Origin of the sequence: Pseudomonas sp. JUb52 (genome assembly GCF_004341115.1) — a bacterium.
GTDB classification, from domain to species: domain Bacteria; phylum Pseudomonadota; class Gammaproteobacteria; order Pseudomonadales; family Pseudomonadaceae; genus Chryseomonas; species Chryseomonas oryzihabitans.
The window spans coordinates 328,661-346,234 of sequence record NZ_SLYS01000004.1 but is presented as its reverse complement, the minus strand read 5'-3'; the positions used below and the strand labels follow the sequence as shown (position 1 = coordinate 346,234).

The following is a 17,574-nucleotide window of genomic DNA, read 5'->3' as shown; positions in this document are numbered from 1 at the left end:
CGGCGGCCTTCAGTGCCGGAGCATGAAGGTGTCGTATTCCAGGTCGTCCAGCACCCGGTCCAGGCGGTGCAGACCCAGCAGCACGCAACAGGCCAGGGAGACGGTGAAGCCGTAGCCGAAGAAGCTCGGACCCAGCTCGATGCTGAGCAGGGTCAGCGCCAGGTTGAGGCCGAGAAACAGGGTGCAGAGCATCAGCACGGTGTCGCGCCGGTCCAGGTAGAAGAAGACGTTGAGCAGCGCCATGAACACCACCTGGATGCTCACCCCCACCACGTCGATGTAGAACAGTGGCAGGTAGTAGTGCGACATGCCGAGCCAGGCCAGCAACTGGGGCGCCAGGAGGAACACCAGCACCAGGGTCAGGCCCTGGACCTTGCAGATCTCCAGCAGCCCCTGGCGGATGGCCAGGATCATCTGCTCCTTGAGCTGGCTGATGTGCTGCAGGGTCTCACCGCCGCGCACGGCATTGAACACCCGCTCGTACCACTCGGCGAAGTCGGTCTCGATGCGCACCAGGAACACCGCCATGCCGGGGATGATGGCCAGGTAGGCGAGAAAGATCGGCAGGTCGTAGAGGATGGAGGCGCGCAGCGGACCGATGACGGCATCGGAGGTCAGCGGATTGAACCAGAAGACGAATTTGTCGACCCAGATGCCCAGGTTGTAGAACAGCCCGGTGACCAGCAGGCTGATGAAGATCTGCTTGCGGTCGAGGAAGTCGAAGGCCACCAGACGCTCGGCCGGGTATTCGCGGATGATGTCGTAGAGAAACATGAACAGCAGGGCGGCGTGGCCCAGCAGCAGCGCCATCAGCAGGCCGTCCATGCCGAGGAAGCGCAGCACGAAGGCGGCGGCGATCATGATGGCGTAGCCCAGCGTCATCACCACCAGGATGCGGTTGTAGGCCTTCATCCCCGACAGGAAGATGATCACCAGCCAGAGATCGCAGAGGGTGACGAAGTTGGCCAGCACCAGCAGCCGGTAGGCGAAGGGCTGGTCGAACAGGGTGGCCAGCAGCAAGAAGCCCAGGCCGCCGGCGACCAGGGTCACCAGGAGCAGGATGCCCACCAGATTGGGCAGGATGCTGGTCTGTTTCTCCTCGAACAGCCGGTCCGAGACGAAGCGGGTGAAATACAGCTGCAGGCCGCCGGTGAGGATCAGCGAGCTGGCCATGAGGTAGGTCACCGTGACCAGGAACTGGCGGATCAGCACGCTGGGGGTGACGATGCCGGTGGCCAGCACGCCGATCAGCATGACGCTGATGATCGATAGTACCCAGGGGCCGGAACTGATCAGGCCGGCATAGACATAGGCGCGCAGGGTGGCGGTGTAGGAGTCGCGCGCGAGGATCTTGCGCAGTTCGAAGCCGATGCCGGCCATGTCAGACGACCCTCCCGATGGCGTCCTGGTAGAGCTCGCGATAGCGTTCCAGCATCAGCGGCTCGGTGTAGTAGCGATTGACCCGGGCGAGGCCGGTGCGCTGCGCGGCCTGCCAGCGACCGGGATTGCGCAGCAGGGCGAGGATGGCGCGGGCGGTGGCCTGGGGATCGGCGATGGCGACCACGCTGCCGCCGGTGCCCAGGGCGCGGTCCTCGGGGATAGAACCCTCGATCAGCTCGCGGCAGGAGCCCACGTCGCTGCTCACCACCGGCACCCCGGCGGCCCAGCCTTCGAGGATCACCAGCGGCTGGGCCTCGCTGATGGAGGTCAGCACCATGAGGCCGAGCTTGGGCAGGATGTCGCCGATCTTCTGGAAGCCGAGGAATTTCACCTTGCCCTCCAGGCCCAGGCTGGTGACCAGGCTGTGGCATTCGGCGGCGTATTCCTCGTCTTCGTCTTCCGGGCCGACCACCCAGGCCTCGGCCTCGGGCATGGCGCTGATCACCCCGCGCATGGCGCGGATGAAGGTCTTGACGTCCTTGATCGGCACCACCCGGCCGAGCAGCCCGACCACCGGCGGCACCCCTTCCGGGCGGCGCTCCAGGGCGTCCTGCCACTGGGTGAGGCTGATGCCGTTGGGGATCACCCGGCAGCGCGCGGGATCGGCGCCGTCCTGGATCTGCCGGCGGCGGTTGCCGTCATAGAGCGAGATGATCGGATCGGCGGCCTTGTAGGTGAGCAGGCCGATACGCTCGAAGAAGCGGATCCACAGCCGGCGGATGTAGCTGACGTCCACGTCCAGGCCAGTACGCAGGGCTTCATCGGGCCCTTCGGCGATCCACTTGGCCTGGGCCAGGTCGATCTTGCGTTCCTTGGTGTAGATGCCGTGCTCGCTGAGCAGGAAGTTGCAGCCCCAGCGCCGCTGCAGGATGGCGCCGAGCATGCCGGCGTAACCGGTGGAGATGGAGTGGATCATCCGCGGACGCGGCAGGCGGCGCGCGGCCTCGGCCAGCATCAGCAAGGGCGCCTGCATGGCGCGCAGGGTCCAGAGGTAGTCGACGAAGGAGGGATCGGTGCAATAGCGCTCGTAGCCCTCGGTGATGGCCTCCCAGCTGGCGCGGCTGTACATGAAGTCGTCCAGGGTCACGCTGCCCTGGGCGAAGGCGTCCACCAGGGCATCGCCCTGGGCGGCGCTGGGTTCGTCGGGGTGGTGCAGGAAGGCGTGCAGGTCGCGCAGCAGCTGCACCGGCGCCTGGCGTCTTGGACTGATGGGCGCCGCCTTGGGCACCCAGGACCCGGCGAGAAAGTGTTCCTCGATGTGCACCACGTTGGGCGGGATGGCGTAGTGGCGCTTCTCGTAGTTCTCGCGCTGGCCGCCGATGAAGAACACCGAGAAGGTCAGCTCCGGCAGGCCGAGGATCAACTGGTTGACCCAGCTCGACACCCCGCCGCGCACATAGGGCCAGGTGCCCTCCAAGAGCAGGCAGACATCGGGGGTGACGGTCGCGGCGGGGGCGTCTTTCATAACCAGTACTTCACCAGGGCGGCGAACGGCGGCCGCTTCTTCAGATCCGCCGGCAGGCTGTCGAGCAGCGCCGGGATGACCGCGTAATCGCGGCGCAGAAAGGCGATTTCGGCGCGAAAGGGCGCCAGTTGCGCCAGGGGTACGCCCGCCGCTTCCGCGGCCTGAAAGAATTCCAGGGCGCGCTCGGGCTCGCCCTGCTCCAGGGCGATGCGGCCGGCGAGGATGCGCAATTCTTCGTTTTCTTCCCCGGCCAGGGCTAGCTCGATGTGTTCGCGGGCCTGGCCGAGCACGTGACGCAGGACGCTGCCCTGGGCCAGACCCAGATAGGCCAGCTCCCAGTAGCCGCGGGCCAGGGTGCCGTGCAGCGCCGGCTGGCGCTCGGCGGGGGTGCTGGCCAGTTCGCCGAGCTGGGTCTCGATGCGCTGGTTGATCTGGCTTTCCTGCTGGTCGAGCATCGAATAGGCGAGCAGCCGCACGTCGTCGGCCGGATCGCGCAGGGCCAGCTTGAGGATGGGGATGGCGTCGCGTCCGGGCATGCGGCGGGTGGCGAAGAGTGCGGTCAGGCGCTTGTCGGTGCTGGGCGCGTGGCGCAGGACGTCCTGCAGGCCGCCGTCGCTGAACAGCATCTCCTCGCGCCGTTCCAGCGGGCGGAACGGCAGATTGGGCACGCTGCGCGCCTCCCAGGCGATCTCGCGATGTTTGCGCGGCAGATAGAGCGCTGGAAACACCGCGGCGATCACCCCGGCTGCGCCCAGCAGCGGAATGAAGAAGGCCAGGGCAAAGAGAAACAGCGGACTCCAGGGCAGTGGGCGCTGGTAGCGCCGGGGCAGCAGCAGCCAGGCGCCCCCTGCCAGCAGGGCGCTGCCGGCGGCATGGGCGGCGGCGAAGGCCAGGGCCGCCGCCGCCACCGGCAGGTTGGCAAACAGCAGCGTCCAGCTGCTGGCCTCGAAGGCGAAGGCGCCGCTAAACAGCCACTTGCTGTTCATGTAGGCCACACTCGTTGAACAGGAAGACGCGCAGCTCCTGGGCGCGGGTCTTGGGCAGCAGCTCGTGCTCATGGCTGCGCACGCCCAGGCTTTCCAGGGTGCTGTCCTGGCCATGGCGCTCGGCCAGCAGCTGGCGCAGCCGGCGGCGATAGCCTTCCAGGCCGTCGGAGGAGGTCAGCGGCAGCAGGACCAGCAGGCAGGGGTGACCGGCCTGATTGGTCAGGCGCAGTTGCAGGTCGAGACCGCGGCGACTGCCTTCCAGCAGCGCCAGGGCGCGTTCGCCACCGTCGGCCTCGGTCATCTCGAAGCAGAACAGACAGGCGGGCAGGGCGTGCTGCTGGGCGTCGCGCAGCGAGCGCTTGAGGTGCTGGGAGAATTGCTGGGCGTCATCGTCGGCCAGGGCCAGCGCCTGGGGATCGCTGCCCAGCAGGTCCGCGATGTGGCCGGCGAGGATGGTCAGCAGATTGAGGGTGCGTTCGTTGAAGGAAAAGAACGGCATCTGCTCGATGGCCAGCACCGCCAGCAGTCGTTCCTCGGTATCGAGCAGGGGCACGCAGGCCTGCAACGCCGAGTGCTGGGTTTCGCCGCGCTCCAGCAGCGCCTGGCGGATGCTCAGGGTCTCGCCGCGCTCCAGGGTCAGGCGCACCAACAGGTCGTCGGGATCTATGCCGGGCATCTCGCCCTGGCTGGCGAGGGCGCGACGATCCACCCGGCCGTTGCCGTCGACCCGGTACAGCCCCGCTACCCGCAGCGAACCGTACTGGGTCAGCAGACCGACGATGGGTTCGGCCAGAGCCTGCAGGGCATCCTGCTCGCGCGGCACCTCGCGCAGCTGGCGACGCAGGTCCAGCAGGGAGCTGCGCAGGCTGAGATCGTTGCCGGCGACGCGCTGCTCCAGGCGATCGTGGGAGATGCGCAGCAGGTGGTGGGCGCGCGTGAATTCATCCAGCCGTAGCTGGCGATAGTCGTTGGCCAGGTCCAGCCGTTCCAGGCGCCGATCCCAGAGGTCGCGGAATTCGCCTACCAGCATGGCGCAGAGCAACACGCCGACGATAAAGGACGGCGGGATCTCCTCGTAGGCCGGATAGCCCTGGCGGTGCAGATAGAGCAGGGCCACAACCAAGAGGCTGGCACTCACCAGGCCGCGCATGAAGCCATAGCGCACGCCCATGAGGATGGGCGCGAACACCACCCAGGGAAAGGCCAGGCCGACCATCAGGGGATCTTCCGGCACCAGCCAGAAACCCAGCCCCAGGGCGGCCGCCGTGACCAGCAGGGTTTCCAGCCAGGACAGGCGGCCACTGGCGCGGGGCGCCAGGGTGTAGTCCTTGTGGACGGATTGCAGGGCCATCAGCGCAGCTGCAGTTCTTGCGTGGTACCGCGCAGGACCTTTTGCGCGGTGGCGGCCAGGCTCTCGCGCGACCAGCCGGAGCGGGCGCCGCTGTTGCTCCAGACCACCCGGCCGCTGGCCGGCTCGATGACCTGCAGGGTCACGCCCACCGCCGGTTCGCCGTCCAGGCCGTTCTTGTACTGCCACTCGTCGACACTGCCGGTGAGCACGTATTGCAGATTCTGTTGCCGCGCCCAGTCCAGGGCCGCGCGCTGGCGGGCCTTCTCGTCGTCGGTGGGATTGCCGCCCTGGCTGTCGTCATAGACCTGCGGACGGATGCCGCGCTCGCCGAGCACGCTGACCAGGATCTGCGCCGCGCGATCGCCGGCCATGGGCGCCTGGGCATAGTTGGCCAGGGGCACCAGGCCCCAGCGGGCATCCTTGGGCAGGGCTTCGCCACTGGGTCGGGTAAAGCTCGAGCAGCCGGCCAGCAGCACGGTGGCGACACTGGCGACGAGCAGACGCGTGATGTTCATGAGGTCTCTCCCTTGAAGCGGCCTAGCGACCGATTCGATTGCTGTATTGAATGCCCAGGGTGCTGCCGGCCTGACCGCCGCTGCCCTGGGGCGCGGACTGGTAGCCGGCGGTGAACGCCAGTTCGTCGTCGCCGAGCACTACCATGCCCAGGCCGACATTCAAACCGTAGTTGAATTCGCGCTCGGTCCACTGCCAGCCGACCAGGGTGTCCACCAGCCAGCTGTATTGGGGATGGGTGCGGTTGAGCGAACCGGGAATGCCGCGTCGCCAGCTGCTGCCGACATAGAGCTGGCCATAGCGATCCTGCAACAGTTGGGTGCCGCCCAGGGCTTCCAGGTCGGCCACGGTGACCTCGCCGTTCTCGCCACTACCGGCCAGCGGCTGCAGGTAGCGGGTGACGCTGGCGGGCAGGGTGCTGCGCGCATTGTTCTGCTGGTAGGTGATGCCGCTGCGCACCTGCCAGGTGGGACCTTCGAAGAAGATCATGTGGCTCAGCTCCAGGTTGAAGGCGAAGCCGCTGCCCAGGGCATCGCCGTCCCGACTGGAATAGCGATTGTGCGCCGCTCGCCAGCTCAGCTGGTCGCGTGGCGTGAGGTTGTGGCGCCCGGCCAGGCTGACGCTGTCACGCCGGCCGAGGGCGCGCAGATAGCCGCTCTCGTCGGGTTGCCGGTGCCAGTCCAGGGCCGCCTCGATCTCGGTGTTGCCATCGATACGCCAGGTGCGGGCGACGCCCAGGCCCAGGCGATTGCTGTCCGAACGCTGGCTGGCGTCGACGGTGGTTTCCAGACCGCCATCGGCCAAGTTCTTCAGCACCTTGAGCAGCATCTGGTGTTCGTTGCCCAGGGCATCGGACTTGAGGCCGCTGCTCTCCACGCGATTCTGCTTGAGCTGGACATCGGCATAGATGTCATCGCTGAGTCGCCGGGCGGCGCGCACCTCGGTGCCCTGTTCGATCAGACCGCCATAGTCGCGGCGTTCCCAGCCGGCCTGGACGCCGTTGGGGGTGCGCTCGGCCTGCTCGGTGGCCTGGCGCAGCAGCTGCCGCTGGATGACCTCCGGCGGCTCGTCACCGGCGGCCGTTAGCGCCGCGGCCTGGGCGTCGCCGGCATGGCCGAGGCGCTGCAGCACCTCGACGCGCTGCGCCGGATCCAGGTCGCCCGCTGCCAGCAGCTTTTCCAGCTCGCCGCGATTCTGCCGGCGCAGGACTTCCTGCAACTGCTCGTACTGGCGCACCTTCAGACCACGGCTCTTGGCCCAGGCCAGCCATTCGCCCTTGAGGCCGTCGTCGTTGTTCTGGCTGAGGGCGTCGAGCCACTGATCGAACCAGAGTTGCAGCATGCTCGGCGAGCCATCCTGCCAGGCACGCGCCTGGGCCAGCGCCGCCTGGGGACCGCGCAGGCTGGAGAGCAGGCGCAGGTAGGTGGCATAGCGCTCGGGGGTGGCCGGCACCTCGTCGTTGGCCAGGTGCGGCGTGACGGCCTTGCGCAGCCGCAGCGCCGCGTCCTGGTGACCGGCGGCGTCCAGGGCATCGGCGTAGGCGGCCTGCACCAGCCAGTCCTGGGGATGGGCGTCCAGGTAGCGGCGATACCAGCCAAGCGCCTCTTCCGCCTGGCCCAGCAGCACCAGACCGCTGCCGAAGGGCAGCCAGAGCACATCGCTGTCCCGGGCCCGGCCCTTCCAGTCGCGCAGCAGGGTGGCCAGTTCGGTCTGGCGATTCTGGTCGATGAGTAGCCACAGCAGCCGTTCGCGGAAGCGGTCGTCATCCGGAAAGCGCTGCAAGGCCTGGCGATAGCCCTCTTCGGCCTGGGCGATGCGCCCGCGCTGGAAGTCCAGCCCCGACCGCGCCAGCCAGACCGCGGGATTGTCGGCTGAAGCCGGCTCGCGCGCGGCACTGGCCAGCAGCCGCTCCAGCGCCGCCGTATCCTTGAGCTGTTCGGCCCACTGCAAGGCGTCAGTCAGGCGTTTCTGGTTCTTGCTCTTTTCCCAGCTCTTTTCCAGCAAGGCCAGGGCCTTACGCGGCGCCGTGCGCAGATAGATCGCCAGCAGTCGATCCTCGTCGTTGGCGGTCAGGCCCTTGTCGATCGTGGCCAAGCGTTCGAAGGCCAGCTGGGCTTCGCCGTCGCGCTCCAGTTCCCAGGCCAGCTCTGCCCGCAGCCGCCAGTAGTCGACGCCCTGCCGCTGCTTGGCCGGCATGCCCTCGAGCACCTTCCAGGCCTCTTCGGGCTTGAATAGCTCCCACAGGGTGCCGGCCCAGGTCAGATACTCCGCGTTGGTCAGCGGGAATCTCTTGCCGAACGCGGCCCAGCCTGCGGCTTCGGCGTCGCCCTGCTCGGTACGGGCCAGCAGCTGCTGCAGCCGCTCCCAGGCCAGGCGCTGCTTCGGCTGACGCTTCAGGTAGTCGCGCAGCCAGCGTTCCTCGGCGGCGGGATCGCCCAGGGATTCGTAGGCGAAGATCAGCGCGTCCAGTTCGGTCTTGTCCAGCTGCCGTTGCCGCGACGCCTCGGCCAGCAACTCGACCACGGCATCGAAGCGAAACGCCCGGGCGGCCAGCTTCCAGGCATGATCGCGCCGTTCCGGATCGTCCTGGCGCGCCAGCAGGCGCAACCAGAGGTCGAGGGCTTCGTCCATATGGCCGGTCCACTCGCCCAGCTGGGCCAGTTCCGCGAGCAGTTTTTCATCGTCCGGACGCAGCGCCAGCAGCTGATGACCCTCTTCCCAGGCACGTTCGGTGTCGCCCCGCCCCAGCGCCAGCCGATAGCCGGCCTCCAGGGCGGCCGGGTCGTCCGGTTGCCACTCGCGCCAGCGGTCGATCAGGCGCTGGGCCAGGTCCAGACGCCCGCTGCCCTGGGCGGCGGCCACCCCGGCCTGCAGCCAGGCCAGACCGCTGGCATCGGCTTGCAGCCGCGGCAGTTCCTGTTCCAGCAGGGCGGCGGCTTCGGCGCCCTGACCGGCGGCAAGCCAGGCATCGAAGGCCTGGTGCCGGTAGCCCTGCCGCTGTTCGGCCGAATCGGCGAGATCGGCCAGGCGCAGATAGAGACGCGCGGCCTCCTGCTGCCGGCCGCCGGCCAGGCTCCAGCGCGCCGCCTGTTCCAGCCATTGCTGGCGCCGGGGCGGATCGCGGCGGGCCAGTTCGACATAACGCTGTGCCGCCGTGGCCGGATCGCCCAGTTGCAGGGCGCGCTCGGCCACCCGTTGCAGCTGGGGCGTGCTCAGGGTCGCCACGTCCAGGGCGCTCAGCTGTTGGGCCAGGCGCTCGCGATCGGCATCGGCCAGGCCTTGCGGCTGGGCTTCCGCCTGCAGGATGTCCAGCTCCAGGGCATAGAAGGGCGTCGACGCCAGCGGTTTCGGCAGCAGCTGCAATTGCCGCCGCGCCTCGTCGATGCGCCCGAGGGCGATCAGCTGGTCGATCAGCTTCATGCGCAGCCCGGTGTCGTCCGGGGTCGCCTTGAGCAGCACCTGGGCATAGCTGATGGACACCTGGTCGGCGGGTTCCTCGCCGGGCAGGAAGACCTGCTTGCCATGAAAGGTCAGCACCAGCACCAGTGCGGTGAGGAGCGCGACCCCCAGCAGCGTCCAACCACTCAGGAGCCGGGTTTTCTTAGCCGCAGACGATCTCACCGTCACTCACTCGTGTTAGCGGAAGTTTGAACGTCTGGAGTCCGGCCGCAGCCGGCTGGCTCTTGTAGCGCTCGCGACCGACCCGCACCTCGCAGGCCGAGGATGCGCGCAGGGTCAGCTCTAGCGGAAATTGCCCGGCGAAGGCGAAGCGGATGCGCGTCGGCGACAGGTAGTCCCACTGCTGCAGCGGAATATTGGCCTCTTCGAGGGCGGGGGTGGGGTCGCGGCTGTCACGCAGGACCAGCCGCGCCTGAGCGCCGGCCAGGTGGACATAACGACCCTGCGGCAGGTCGCGGACCCCGGCGATGCCCCTGGAGCGCTGCAGATCCGGCCAACCCAGGCGCGGATCCAGGCGCAGGGTACGCAGACCGTCGAGGGCCTTGATCGACCAGCTGCCGCCGTCTTCCCGGGCGAGACTGGCGGTATAGAAGCCGCGCAGGCGACTCAGGTAGTCGCTCATCCACAGCGAAATGGGATGTTCGGCGGCCATGCCCTGGTAGATCTCTTCCATGACCTTGAGTGACGCCTGCTTGGTGCCCGAGTAGAAGTGGTAATAGAGATGCAGGCCGCGCAGACGCCGGGGGTGCTCGGTCCGTTCGAAGGTATAGAGCAGATCGCGAAAGCCGTAGTAGGGACCGCGCCAGAGATTGGTGTAGACGTTCTCGTTGATGATGGGCGCATAGAACTGCAGGCCGCCCGGGGTGGGGCGGATGAAGGGATAGAGTCCGCTCACCGAAGGCTGCGACCGGGTGATGTGCGAGTTGCCGCCGTTCACGTTGAGCAGGCCATTGTCGTAGGCGAGCTTGAGGGTGGCGGCATCCGGCTGGGCGTCCCCGGACCAGAACACCATCTTCACCGGCTTTTGCGGGGTGGTCAGGCGCTCGTTGATATAGCGGGTCGAACCCACGATCTCCCGGGTGAAATCCACCTTGTCGTAGCCGGGAATCTGCATCATGTAGCCGTACTGGGCTTCGAAGTTCTCGCTCTGTTCGGCCACCGCCGGTTGCCAGAAGAACGGATGGCTGAAGGTGTGGGTGGCCACCTCCACCTTGGGATCGGCGAACAGGCGACGGGCGATGGGCTCCAGCTGCGCGGTCAGCTCCGGATAGCGGCCCTTGGGGCCGACCTCGCCTTCGATGATCGACGCCGAGGTCAGAAAGGGATGCGGCTGGATGAACTGCTCCAGCACCACCTGGCCGGAAAAGGGCGCACCGGGAATCTCCGCCTTGGAAGCGAAGGCGTCGCCGTCGATGTGCACGGTGGCGATGCGGCGACCGTTTTCCGTGGTCGGATCGGGCACCGGCATGGGCGGCAGTTGCAGCGTCTTCGCCGTGAAGACGAAGGGATCGATGATCCAGCGACTGGCTTCGGGACCGTCTTCCATGACATAGGGACCGAAGGCGAAGCCGCCCCAGGAGGCCACGCCCATGGGCACGAAGGTACCGCCCGGACCGCTCAGGCTGACCACCGGGGTCGGCCCACCGGGCAGCGTCTGCACGGCGGGCAGGTCACGCGTCCGCAACTTGACCGGTGCTTCGAAGTTGCCGGCCAAGGCAGGGTCCAGCACCTTGAGGGTCAGGCCGTCGGGCAGCGGCTTGCGACTGACGCCCAGACCCAGCCGCTTGAGCAAGGCCTCGTTGTCCAGTGGCAGGCCACCGAGAATCAGCAGCGGCGTCTTTTCGTCCAGGCGCTGGCCGATCCAGTCGCTGAATTCCCGGGAATGAGGGGGCGGACCGCTGGTCATCCACACCACGAGCCCGGCGTAGAGAGCACTGGGCCAAGCCGTGGGCAGCGGCTTGGAGGCATCGAAATAGTCCAGGCGATAGCCCTGATACTCCAGGGCACTGCCCAGGAAACGGTGCACCGCCGACTGGCGCAGGGCGCCTTCGCGGCCGTCGTAGAGCAGCGCCAGCCGCCGTGGCTGCAGGGCCACCGAGCTGATGCCCAAGGTATTGAGATCGGGCGTGGTGATATAGGGCACATAGCCTTCGTCGCGCAGCCGCTTGGCCAGGCGCCGGGCTTCCTCACGCTGCTCCGGCGGCAGGTACTCGATGGCGATGACCGGGATACCGGCACTGCGCGCCGCTTCGATCCGTGGCTTCAGCCACTCGCGGTCCTGCTCGCTGACCGGGCGATAGGTCTTCTTGCCGGCATCCCAGCCAGCGTAGAGGGATTCCACCGCCATGGCGGCAGCCACCCCGGGCAATTCCGGTTGCACCTCGAAGCCACGGTTGAAGAACAGCTTGAGCGCCGGCTGGCGGCGGTGCAGCTCGGCCAGCAGGCTCTTCAGTGCCAGGCGCTGGGTTTCGCGCTGGTCTTCGGCCACCAGCTGGAAGCTGTCGAGGGTATCGAGGAACAGGCCGGTGTAGCCGGCCTTGGCCAGCTGGGCCGCGCGCTCGAACAGATGGGTACGCCAGACCGGCGAAGCCAGATTCATCACCTGGCTGCCCCAGGCCTTGTTGGCTACCGGACTGGCACCCGCGCTGAGGCCGGCCTTCTCCAGTGCCGCGGCGTCGCCAGCGAATTCGCCGATGGACAAGTAGGCGAAGGGCTGGGCCCCGCCTTCGTGCAGGGCGCGGACATCGGCGGCACTGGCATGGCCAGGTTCGAGCACCACCCAGTCGGACTGGGCGAGTTCGGCCACCGGCGGCTTTTCCGCGTACCAGAAAGCCACGCTGGCAGGTGCGGCCAGGGCCGTTCCCATGAGGGACAGATAGCCCAGCAGCCATACCGTCAGCCGGCGCCACCAACCGAAGCGGGACCCTGCTCTCATTGCCTTGCCTGACGCCACACCCAGTCCTTAAACGTGCCTGACTTCGGTATCAGGTTAGCTACATTACGCAAAAGCGTGACGAAAAACTGCCTATGCCAAGCCGAGCGGCAGCAATTAGGGGTTGATAGGTATCGAAATAATTAATTGTCTGCCGGAAAGCGCGTCTGGGCGGCGGGTTTCAGGCATTGGGTCGAGGGAGGTATAGCGCGGGAAGGCAGGCGGGGTGGAGCAGAACGTCAGGGGAATTGCCGTCATGCGCGGCGGTAACCGGCATGACGGCAAGCGAGCGCTGTTACTTGAAGCTGCTGTTCAGGTTGGCGCTGGTGGAGAGGATGTTGGTCGAGCCCAGCAGCTGGCTGACGAAGCGGTTCCAGCGGGTGATACCGGCCGGGCCGACGAAGACCACGTCCTGCGGCTGCAGATGGAAGTTCTGCGCCAGCACATAGGCGGTGGGGTTCTTGGCCGCCAGGTGGAAGACCTGGGCGGTGGCACCCGGGGCCTTCAGGTCTTCCGGACCACGGATGACGTAGACGGCATCGGCGTTAGCGGTTTCCTGCTGGATGCCGCCGGCCTGGCTCAAGGCTTCCATCAGGTTCAGGTTGGTGATCTTGTAGCTGACCGCTGCCGGAGCGCGGACTTCACCGACCACATAGACCTTGCGAGCATCGTTGTAGGGCAGGTGGATGCTGTCGCCATCCTTGAGGTAGATGCCGTACAGCTTGGAATCCTTACGGTTCAGGCTGTCGGTATCCAGGCGATATTCCTTGCCGTCGCGCACCAGGGTCACGCCGGTCAGATCGGCGCCGCCGCTGTTGGCCACGCCGGCTTGGCCCAAGGCTTCCACCAGGGTGATGGGCTTGGTGGTCAGCGGAATGGCATCGCCCTTGTTCACAGCGCCGGAAATGGTGACCTTCTGGCTGCCGAACTTCAGGACGCTGACATCCACCTGAGGATTGTCAATGAAGGTGGCCAGACGGCGGGAGATGTCGGTACGGATTTCTTCCAGGGTCTTGCCGGCGGCGCGCACGGTGCCGACGTAGGGGTAGAACAGGGTACCATCCGGACGCACCAGGCGACCGTTGGCTTCCAGCTGCTGCTGGGCGCCGGACGGAGCGGTCAGTTCGGGGTGATCCCAGACGGTGATGTAGAGCAGGTCGCTCGCACCGACACGGTAAGCCTGCGGCTTGTAGTCCAGCAGGGGCTTGAGGTCGGGAGCCTTGGACAGGGCCGCGGAATCCTGGCTCACCAGCAGCGAGCTGGTGATCGGGATCAGCTGGACCTTGGTGCCCTGGATGCTCGGATCGCTCTTGAGGTCGTCCTGATCTAGGTACTGACCCGGGGAATAGGCACAACCCTGCAGGACGATGCCAGACAGCAAGGCCAGAGCGGTAAATTTGGTTTTCATGTCATTCGTCCTTGATTGCTGATTGAGTGTGAGCAAGAGGAATAAATCGGAAGGTAAAAGCAACGAGCCGGTTATTCATGGTGTTCCTTCGCGAGACATAACGGTCCTCGACAGGGGACTGGATTCCATGCGGCCAGCCTATCCAGCGGCGAGAGAGCTCGGGTCTCAGTTTTTAGTTGTACGAGCACCTGAGTCTGCTGGTCTAGGACTGGCCTTTCGCCATCGAGTTCAGCCTGCCAGGGGCGGAAAAAGGTGACGCCGTTCGAAATCTGTCATATCTCCGCTAACGAGGTCCGATGACGTCGCAGTCGTGCCGGTTCAGGTGTTTTTCCAGCAGCGCGGTCTGCGGCTTCTCGGTGCCGTTCTTCGGTTCGATGGCCAGGGGATAGTCGCCCCAGCCCGGACCGGCCGCCCAATAGGCGCTGGGTACGCACTGCTCGCCCAGATAGCTCAGCAGATTGTCCATGGCTTCCAGCCATTGCGGGTGTGCAGGTATCCCATATTCGCCAATGAAGCCGCGCAAATTGTGCTTTTTCAGCCACTCGATGAAGGGGCGGGTTCTTTCCACGCCGATCATGGGGTGGACACCCTTCATGCCCGAGGCGTAGTTGCCACTGGAGTCTTCGTCGAAGTAGATGTGCGCTTCGTAGATCAGATTGTCCGCCGGATCCCTGATCAGCAGATCGCCATTCACCTGGGGCCAGCGCTGGGCACTGGACCAGCTGTCACCGGCGATGAAGATCGGCGTCTTCATGTCCACGGTACGGATGCTGTCCACGACCGTCTGCGCCGCCCGCGGCCAGAGGCCCTGGGTGTCATGGGGTTCGTTCATGACATCGTAGCCGTACAGCGCCGGATGTTGCTGGAAGGTCAGCGCCAGGCGCTTCCAGACATCGGCGTAGCTGGCATAGGGCACCTGGGGCGAGCCGATCAGATGGCCGCGATAGCGCGCGTAGTTGTGCAGGTCGAGGATCACGCGGATGCCGTACTTGTCAGCGAAATCCAGGGTGCGCTGCAGCAGGGCGACCTGGGCCTGGTCCAGTTCACCGCCCAGCTGGGGCTGCACCCGCTCCCAGAGAAAGGGGAAGCGGATGAAGCGGATGCCCTTGGCCGCGTAGCGGCGGAAGTAATCCTCGGTGGGATAGAAGTAGTTGGTGCCTTCCACGCCGGGCAGCACCTGGCCGGCGAAGCCGGCGGCCGACAGGTTGATGCCGATGAGATCCACCTTGGCTGTCGCCGGCTCTGGCTGAGCCTGGCCATAAAGCGCCGCGGACAGTAATACGGTGGCCAGCAGGCCACCACCGATACGACGTTTCACTCGTGACACGGACAGCACCTCTCGTGTGTTGCGTAAGTTCGTCTGAGCGGAGCGCCCTCAGGAGCTCTGCTGATAGACCGGCGTGGGTTGCAGCGGCGGCGTGCGCCGGGCGAAGTATTCTAGCGCCAAGTAGTCCACGGTCACCCGGACGGTCCAGGCGATGGCGGCGCCCATGATGGAGAAATGCTGGATGCAGACCACCAGCAGACCCAGGTAGGGCAGCAGCTCGGCGAGATGGATCATCGCGGTGGTGCGCGAATGGCCGCGGGCCTGGATCTTGGCGAAGGGAATCTGCGCCAGGGCGTTGAAGATGAAACCCACCGCCAGGATGCGCAGGATCTGCGCGGCATCGCCACCGTACTCCGGGCCCATCCACACGGTCATGATCCAGGGCGCCAGGATGAGGATCGGCAGCACCATCGCCAGGCTGATCAGCAACAGGCCCCAGAAGGCCTTGTTGGCTTGGCGCGCGGCGTCGTCGCCGCTCTTGCTCAGTAGCGGGAACACCACCCGGGCCACGGCATTGGGGATGATCAGCATCCGCGAGACCGCCTCGGCCGGAGCGGTATAGAAGGACACGCGGCTGGCGCCGACCATGTGCGACAGCACGAAGCGGTCGAAGTAGACCATCAGCGGACTGATGATGTTGCTCACCGTCATCCAGCTGCCGAATTTCAGCAGCTCCTTGAACACCTCGACCTTGAAGGTGCGGATGCCTTCCGGGAAGTCCTTGTGCAGCGGCCAGTAGGCCAGCGCCATGGACACCACCCGCGCCAGCACCAGACCGATCACCGTGGCGGAAAAGCTCGGTTCGATCAGCACCGCGATCAGCGGCGCGATCGCCAGCAGGCTGTTGGAGAAGGTCCGCAGGATGTTGAATTCACCGAAGCGCTCGTTGCCTTCCAGGTACGCGAACCAGACCGTCGCCAGCAGGAAGGGCGGCACGCACAGGCTCAGCCAGCGAAAGCCGGCCACGGCATTGTCGAAATGTTCGGGCGAGACATGCAGCAGACTCACCACCTTGCCTGCGCCGAACCACAATAGCAGGGTCGCCAGCAGACTCAGGCCGATGACCGCGCCTGTGGCCGTGCCCATGACCAGCCGGTTGAGTCCCTTGTCGCCATGGTGCATGGCGACGGCACGGATGACCGCGCGCGACAGGCCGGCGTCGAACAGGGTGGCATAGCCGACGATGGCGAAGGCCAGGGTGAACAGGCCGAACTGCTCGACCCCGAGCAGGCGCGACAGCACGCCCATGGTGGGCAGCGCGATGGCACTGGGAATGACGACACCCAGGATGTTCCAGGTGCTGTTTTTGATCATCGACATCGTGGGGGTGAAAACTCCTTGGGGCCGCCTGGCGGACGCCGGGCGGCACGAGGGATCAGACCGGGCGAGCCAGCTGGCTGCTCGGACGCGGGTAGGGGCTGCTGACGTAGGTCTCCTGGACTGGGGCGGAGCTGTAGTGGTGCAGCGCGCGCAGGGCCTGGATCACCATCAGGTAGCAGATGGTGGCCTGGAGGTACTCGAAGAAACCGGCCAGCGGCCAGATCACCAGCTGCGCGAGGGTGGCGGTCACCACGAAACCGGTATCGGGGTGCAGCATCTTCGCCCAGCGATAGTAGAGGAACAGCGACACCGGGATGATGATGAAGGCCAGGAAGCCGAAGCGGAACAGGGTGCCGAATACGCCGACGTCGGAGAGGAAGAAGTACTCGCCGAAGTAGGGGATGAAGCCGTTGTTCCACATCAGCGACAGCGAGCCGCTGGGCAACCAGTGATTCTGGCTGAGGTGGGAGAAGATGTAGCCGATGGTCTGCTCGCGCACGCCATCAGTGGGGCCGTCCTGGACCGACTGGGCATAGAAGTCCAGATTCAACCCCAGCACCTTCATCAGGTCCGGGAAGATGAAGAAGGGCGACAGCAGCAGCGTGGAGACGCAGATCCAGACGATGGACTTGCTCTTCAGGCAGAAGACGGTGAACACCAGCGCCAGCACGATCAGCTGCCGGGTCTGGGTACCGAATACCAGGGTCAGCAGGAAGACCATGGCCAGCACGATGTGGACGGTCTTGCTACGCGCCGAGCCATCGATCGGCGAAATGCCCTTGTTCCAGGTTTGGATGCAGTAGAAATAGGCCAGGCACAGCGCCGGCGCACCGATGGAGGAACGGTCCGGGCGGTCGAAGGAGGACTGCTTGTCACGCAGGTCAGGCAGCACGCCGAACTTGAACATCCAGGCCATGACGGCGGCCAGCAGCGCCGTGATCAGCAGGGCCTTCTCGAATTGCGAGGCGCTCATGTTGCGCCCCAGGAACATCAGGGTGGCGAAGCCGAAGCTGAACAGGATCCGCCGCTCCTCGATCAGTCCATAGACCAGTGGCTGACCGTAGAATAGAAAGGAAAAGATCGCTGGCAACCCAATGAAGACCACCGACGAATAGACAGCGTAGGTCATCAGGATCTTGAATTCGCGCTGCTGGGTACCAATGCTGGTCAGCAGGTAGAAAAAGGTGAAGGCCATGCAGATGGCCAGATACAGCTCGTTCAGATAGAGGATGCCGACCGGGTTGTGCGGGCTTTCGCCGAACACGTCAAGGTGCAGGATCAGCAACGGGATCAGGAGAACGAAGGAAACGGTGCTTTTACGGAGAATGCTCATAGACCTACCCATCCAGACAGGACCACCGGACTGGGCGTCC

General features: G+C 65.9%; 11 protein-coding genes. All 11 read right to left on the bottom strand.

Annotated elements, in window-relative coordinates:
- Nucleotides 1–9: 9 nt before the first annotated feature.
- Nucleotides 10–1,380, bottom strand: a complete 1,371-nt coding sequence (gene pelG / locus EC839_RS09490; protein ID WP_007161413.1) for an exopolysaccharide Pel transporter PelG — start codon at nucleotides 1,378–1,380, stop codon at nucleotides 10–12.
- A gap of 1 nt (nucleotide 1,381) precedes the next feature.
- Nucleotides 1,382–2,905, bottom strand: coding sequence for a GT4 family glycosyltransferase PelF (gene pelF / locus EC839_RS09485; protein ID WP_007161412.1), 1,524 nt, complete (start codon nucleotides 2,903–2,905; stop codon nucleotides 1,382–1,384).
- Nucleotides 2,902–3,891, bottom strand: coding sequence for a hypothetical protein (locus tag EC839_RS09480; RefSeq protein WP_007161411.1), 990 nt, complete (start codon nucleotides 3,889–3,891; stop codon nucleotides 2,902–2,904). The genes pelF and EC839_RS09480 overlap by 4 nt, the downstream gene beginning before the upstream one ends.
- Nucleotides 3,869–5,242, bottom strand: a complete 1,374-nt coding sequence (locus tag EC839_RS09475) for a PelD GGDEF domain-containing protein (RefSeq protein WP_007161410.1) — start codon at nucleotides 5,240–5,242, stop codon at nucleotides 3,869–3,871. Before EC839_RS09475 ends, EC839_RS09480 begins: the two co-directional genes overlap by 23 nt.
- The gene (locus EC839_RS09470) at nucleotides 5,242–5,757 is read right to left on the bottom strand and encodes a penicillin-binding protein activator LpoB (protein ID WP_132832519.1); all 516 of its coding nucleotides are present in this window, start codon (nucleotides 5,755–5,757) and stop codon (nucleotides 5,242–5,244) included. Before EC839_RS09470 ends, EC839_RS09475 begins: the two co-directional genes overlap by 1 nt.
- Before the next feature lie 22 nt (nucleotides 5,758–5,779).
- Nucleotides 5,780–9,376, bottom strand: a complete 3,597-nt coding sequence (locus EC839_RS09465; protein ID WP_039976001.1) for a tetratricopeptide repeat protein — start codon at nucleotides 9,374–9,376, stop codon at nucleotides 5,780–5,782.
- Entirely contained in the window at nucleotides 9,357–12,149 is a 2,793-nt protein-coding gene (locus tag EC839_RS09460) for a bifunctional glycoside hydrolase 114/ polysaccharide deacetylase family protein (RefSeq protein WP_007161407.1), read from the bottom strand. Before EC839_RS09460 ends, EC839_RS09465 begins: the two co-directional genes overlap by 20 nt.
- Before the next feature lie 292 nt (nucleotides 12,150–12,441).
- Nucleotides 12,442–13,554: a polysaccharide biosynthesis/export family protein gene (locus EC839_RS09455; RefSeq protein WP_007161406.1), complete on the bottom strand. Its 1,113-nt coding sequence runs from the start codon at nucleotides 13,552–13,554 to the stop codon at nucleotides 12,442–12,444.
- Between the two features lie 283 nt (nucleotides 13,555–13,837).
- Nucleotides 13,838–14,872 carry a glycoside hydrolase family 5 protein gene (locus tag EC839_RS09450; protein WP_007161405.1) on the bottom strand — a complete coding sequence of 345 codons (1,035 nt, stop codon included), beginning with the start codon at nucleotides 14,870–14,872 and terminating at the stop codon, nucleotides 13,838–13,840.
- A gap of 57 nt (nucleotides 14,873–14,929) precedes the next feature.
- Nucleotides 14,930–16,201, bottom strand: coding sequence for a flippase (locus EC839_RS09445; protein WP_237709563.1), 1,272 nt, complete (start codon nucleotides 16,199–16,201; stop codon nucleotides 14,930–14,932).
- Between the two features lie 55 nt (nucleotides 16,202–16,256).
- Nucleotides 16,257–17,534 carry a hypothetical protein gene (locus tag EC839_RS09440; RefSeq protein ID WP_007161403.1) on the bottom strand — a complete coding sequence of 426 codons (1,278 nt, stop codon included), beginning with the start codon at nucleotides 17,532–17,534 and terminating at the stop codon, nucleotides 16,257–16,259.
- Nucleotides 17,535–17,574 lie beyond the last annotated feature (40 nt).

Coding starts and splice junctions, on each gene's coding strand:
- pelG (WP_007161413.1), bottom strand. CDS start 1,380: ATGGCCGGCATCGGCTTCGAACTGCGCAAGATCCTCGCGCGCGACTCC.
- pelF (WP_007161412.1), bottom strand. CDS start 2,905: ATGAAAGACGCCCCCGCCGCGACCGTCACCCCCGATGTCTGCCTGCTC.
- EC839_RS09480 (WP_007161411.1), bottom strand. CDS start 3,891: ATGAACAGCAAGTGGCTGTTTAGCGGCGCCTTCGCCTTCGAGGCCAGC.
- EC839_RS09475 (WP_007161410.1), bottom strand. CDS start 5,242: ATGGCCCTGCAATCCGTCCACAAGGACTACACCCTGGCGCCCCGCGCC.
- EC839_RS09470 (WP_132832519.1), bottom strand. CDS start 5,757: ATGAACATCACGCGTCTGCTCGTCGCCAGTGTCGCCACCGTGCTGCTG.
- EC839_RS09460 (WP_007161407.1), bottom strand. CDS start 12,149: ATGAGAGCAGGGTCCCGCTTCGGTTGGTGGCGCCGGCTGACGGTATGG.
- EC839_RS09455 (WP_007161406.1), bottom strand. CDS start 13,554: ATGAAAACCAAATTTACCGCTCTGGCCTTGCTGTCTGGCATCGTCCTG.
- EC839_RS09445 (WP_237709563.1), bottom strand. CDS start 16,201: ATGTCGATGATCAAAAACAGCACCTGGAACATCCTGGGTGTCGTCATT.
- EC839_RS09440 (WP_007161403.1), bottom strand. CDS start 17,534: ATGAGCATTCTCCGTAAAAGCACCGTTTCCTTCGTTCTCCTGATCCCG.